This window comes from Micromonospora orduensis (assembly GCF_006228125.1).
In the GTDB taxonomy this organism is placed as follows: Bacteria; Actinomycetota; Actinomycetes; order Mycobacteriales; family Micromonosporaceae; genus Micromonospora; species Micromonospora orduensis.
On record NZ_VDFY01000044.1, the window covers coordinates 1 to 4176 of the forward strand.

Genomic DNA, 4176 nt, shown 5'->3' on the forward strand with positions numbered 1-4176 from the left:
GGCACGGGCCGTGGGCCGGGGGCGGGGCTAACGTGAGGGGCGTGGCGCTCTCTCTGGCGATCTCGCCCTGCCCCAATGACACGTTCGTCTTCCACGCGCTGGTGCACGGCCGGGTGCCGGGTGCGCCGCCGGTCGAGGTCACGTACGCGGACGTGGACGTCACCAACACGGCCGCCGAACGGGGCGCGTTCGACCTGGTGAAGGTGAGCTTCGCGGCACTGCCGTGGCTGCTCGACGACTACCACCTGCTGCCCTGCGGCGGGGCGCTCGGGCGCGGCTGCGGACCGCTGGTGCTCACCAAGGGCGACCGCACCGACCTGACCGGCGCCACGGTGGCGGTGCCGGGCGACCGGACCACCGCGTACCTGCTGTTCCGGCTCTGGTCGGCCGGCCAACCGCCGGCGCGGATCGAGGTGGTCCCGTTCCACGAGATCATGCCGGGCGTCGCGGCCGGCCGCTACGACGCCGGACTGGTCATCCACGAGGCCCGGTTCACCTACCATCGGCACGGCCTGACCGCGCTTGTCGACCTCGGCGAATGGTGGGAGGCCGACACCGGCCTCCCCATCCCCCTCGGCGCGATCCTGGCCCGGCGCGGCGCGGTCGACCCGGAAGCCGCCGCCGGCTGGGTCCGCGAGTCGGTCCGGCAGGCCTGGGCTGACCCGGCGGCCAGCCGGGAGTACGTCCTCGCGCACGCCCAGGAGATGGAACTCGACGTGGTGGACCGGCACATCGGCCTCTACGTCAACGAGTTCACCGCGGACCTGGGCGAGGCCGGCTTCGCCGCGGTGACGGCGCTCCTCGACCGCGCCGCCACCGCCGGGCTGGTGCCTCAGACCTCCAGCTCGCGCGCGACCGCGTGGACCAGCTGAGCGATCTTCTGCGCGGTCTTCTTGTCCGGATACCGGCCACGACGCAGGTCCGGCTGGACCTTCGCCTCCAGCACCTTGATCATGTCCTCGACGAGGCCGTGCAGCTCCTCCGCCGGCCGGCGACGCAACTCCGCCATCGACGGCGGCGCGTCCAGCAGCTTGACGCCCATGGCCTGCGCGCCCCGGCGGCTGTCCACCACGCTGAAGTCGACCCGCTGACCACCCTTGAGGTCGGTGACGCCCGCCGGCAACGCACCCTTGGGTAGGAACACGTCACCGCCCTCGTCACTGGTGACGAAGCCGTATCCCTTGGCCGTGTCGTACCACTTCACTCGACCCGTAGGCACCTGAAAACCCCTGCTTCACTTGAGCCGCTACTGCTCCAAGGCTAGCTGGATCATGCCGTCGAGCGCCCCTGGGAATCCGTTGAGATCGTCCAGAACCACTTTCGCGCCCGCCGCGCGCAACTCGTCGGGCGAGCACGGGCCGGTCGCCACGGCGATTCCGGGCACCCCGGCGACCCCCGCCGCCACCATGTCCGCCACATGGTCACCGACGTAGTGGGTCGCGTCGTGCTCCCGCAGGGCGGTCGCCTTCTGCTCGGCGAACAGGTCACCGGCCAGCTCGTCGACAGTGAACCCGAGGTGCTCCAGGTGCAGTCGGGCCAGCCGGCCCATCTTCGCGGTGACGACAAGCACCCGACCGCCCCGTGCACGGATCGCGTCGATGGCCTCCCGCGCGCCCGGCATCGGGACCGTCGGGGTGATCGCGTACGCCGGGTACAACTCGCGGTACGCGTGCACCGCCGACTCGACCTGCTCCGGCGGGAACCAGTGCGCGATCTCGGTACGCAGCGGCGGGCCGAGCCGGGACACGGCCAGGTCGGCGTCCACCGGCACACCCGTCCTCGCGGTCAACGCCCGGAACGTCGCGGCGATGCCGGGACGGGAATCCACCAGGGTCATGTCGAGATCGAATCCGACGGTCAGCGCAGACATGTCGAGAAACGTACCCGCAGACTCCCGACCGGGCGGACGTCCGAGGGGCGCGACGGCCGGGTGCCGGGCTAGCGTGGAAAGACGATGAGCACCTCACTCGCCGACCACCTGCGGTCGCTACCCGACGAGTCACTGGCCGCACTCCTGCAACTGCGGCCCGACCTCGTCGTGCCCGTACCGGCCGACATCTCCGCGCTGGCCATCCGGGCCCAGTCCCGGGTCTCGGTGGCCCGCGCGCTGGACGGGCTGGACCAGTTCACCCTCCAGATCCTCGACGCCGCCCGCCTCACCCGGAACCCGGACGACGGCACCACGGCCACCGACGCGGTGCTCGCCATGGCGACCGCCGGGCCGCACCCGCCGGCACCGACGGCCGTCCGGGCCGCCGTGGGCCGGCTACGAGCGCTCTTCCTGCTGTACGGCCCGGAGCACGCGATGCACGTGGCGGGCGCCGTCGACGAGGTGGCCCCGTACCCCGCCGGACTCGGCCGGCCCGCCGCTGACCTGGACCCGCGCACGGCCGCGATCTGCGCGGACCCGGCGAAACTGCGCAGGACGCTGCTCGCCGCGCCCCCGTCCGCCCGGGCGATCCTGGACCGGCTGGCGGCCGGTCCCCCGGTGGGCAGCGTGCCCCCGGGCGCGTTGCAGGCGCCACCCGTCGGCGCGGAGGACCCGGTCCTCTCCGACCCGACAAACGGCGGCGCCCCGGCCGGCTCCCCGGTGCGCTGGCTGGTCGACAACCGGTTGCTCGTGCCCATCTCGGCCGGCTCGTCGACGGCGAGCGGCACCGTCGAACTGCCCCGTGAGGTCGGCCTGCTGCTGCGCCGCGACAGCGGCCCGCTCGGTCCGCTGCGTACCAGTCCACCGCCGGTGGCCGCCGCACCGCGCGAGGCGAAGGCCGTCGACTCGGCCGGCGCCGGGCAGACCATGGAGGTGGTCCGACACACCGAGGGGCTGCTGGAGCAGCTCGCCGCCGAACCCGCGCCGGTGCTGCGCTCCGGCGGCATCGGGGTACGCGACCTGCGACGGTTGGCGCGTACCGCCAGCCTGGACGAGCCGACGACCGCGCTGCTGCTGGAGGTCGCGTACGCGGCGGGGCTCGCCGGTGAGCTGGAGATGCCCGGCGCTGCCGCCACCCGGTACGGGGTGGATCAGCAGGTGATGCCCACCGGCGGGTACGAGGTGTGGCGGGCCGCGTCGCTGGCGCAGCGCTGGGAACAGCTGGCCCGTGCCTGGCTGACGATGACCCGGCAGGTGGGACTGGTCGGTCGTCGCGACGACCGGGACCGGCCGATCACCGCGCTCTCCGCCGAGGCCGAACGGGCCGGCGCGCCGGCCACCCGACGGGCCGTCCTCGGCGTGCTCGCCGACCTGGAGCCGGCGACCGCGCCCACCCCGGAGGAGGTGCAGGATCTGCTGGACTGGCGGGCGCCGCGGCGCAGCCGGGGTCGGGAGGCCGGCCACCGGGAGGTGCTGGCCGAGGCGGCGCAGCTCGGCGTCACCGGGCTGGGGGCGCTCACCTCGTACGGGCGGCTGCTGCTGGACGACCTGACGTCGGCCGACGAGCGGGGCGCGGACGACCCGCTGGGCGTGCACGCGGACGTCGAGAGCGGCGACCCGTCGGACGCCGCCCGCGCGTTGGACGCGTTGCTGCCCGCGCCGGTCGACCACTTCCTGGTGCAGGCCGACCTGACCGTGGTGGTACCCGGCCCGCCCGAACCGGCGCTCGCCGCCGAGTTGGAGGCGATGACCGAACTCGAGTCGGCCGGCGGGGCCAGCGTGCACCGGGTCACCACGGCGAGCGTGCGGCGGGCGTTGGACTCCGGCTACTCGGCCGGTGACCTGCACGACGTGTTCCGGCGCCGGTCCCGTACGCCGGTGCCGCAGGGCCTGACCTACCTGGTGGACGACGTGGCCCGTAAGCACGGCGGCCTGCGGGTCGGCCTGGCCGGGGCGTACCTGCGCAGCGACGACGAGGCGCTGCTCAGCGAGGTGCTTGCCGACCGGCGGCTGGAGCCGTTGACGCTGCGCCGGCTCGCGCCGACGGTGCTGTGCACCCCGTACCAGGTGGGTCGGCTGTTGGGCGCGCTGCGCGACGCCGGGTACGCGCCGGTGCAGGAGGACGCCACCGGCGGCACCGTGCTGTCCCGGCCCCGGATCCGACGGGCGCCGGCCCGGGTTCCGATGACCACCCGGACGCTGGACCCGCTTGCCGCTCCGAAGCTGCCCATGCCGCGCCTGCTCGGGGTGGTGGAGCACATTCGGCGGGGCGACGCGGCGGCGCGGGCGGCGCGGCGGGCACCGGC

At 74.4% G+C, this 4176-nt stretch carries 4 protein-coding genes; 2 read left to right on the forward strand and 2 right to left on the reverse strand.

The features are described from left to right. Nucleotides 1–41 precede the first annotated feature (41 nt). Nucleotides 42–872 (forward strand): 1,4-dihydroxy-6-naphtoate synthase, encoded by an 831-nt coding sequence (locus FHG89_RS00430; protein WP_139581884.1) that lies wholly within the window; start codon nucleotides 42–44, stop codon nucleotides 870–872. Here FHG89_RS00430 and FHG89_RS00435 read toward each other — a convergent pair. Together FHG89_RS00435 and FHG89_RS00440 are read right to left on the reverse strand one after the other, a co-directional pair. Next, the gene (locus tag FHG89_RS00435; protein ID WP_088986676.1) at nucleotides 833–1219 is read right to left on the reverse strand and encodes a cold-shock protein; all 387 of its coding nucleotides are present in this window, start codon (nucleotides 1217–1219) and stop codon (nucleotides 833–835) included. The two genes, FHG89_RS00430 and FHG89_RS00435, sit on opposite strands and share 40 nt — an antisense overlap. A gap of 27 nt (nucleotides 1220–1246) precedes the next feature. After that, complete coding sequence (locus FHG89_RS00440; RefSeq protein WP_139581886.1) at nucleotides 1247–1870, reverse strand: HAD family hydrolase; 624 nt, start codon at nucleotides 1868–1870, stop codon at nucleotides 1247–1249. Nucleotides 1871–1954: 84 nt separating this feature from the next. On the opposite strand from FHG89_RS00440, the gene FHG89_RS00445 reads away from it, so the two are divergent. Then, nucleotides 1955–4176 (forward strand): helicase-associated domain-containing protein (locus FHG89_RS00445; protein ID WP_139581887.1); only part of this gene is annotated, 2222 nt, incomplete at its 3' end.

Excerpts from the sequence above, each read along its gene's own strand:
- FHG89_RS00440 (WP_139581886.1), bottom strand. The coding sequence starts at position 1,870 with ATGTCTGCGCTGACCGTCGGATTCGATCTCGACATGACCCTGGTGGAT.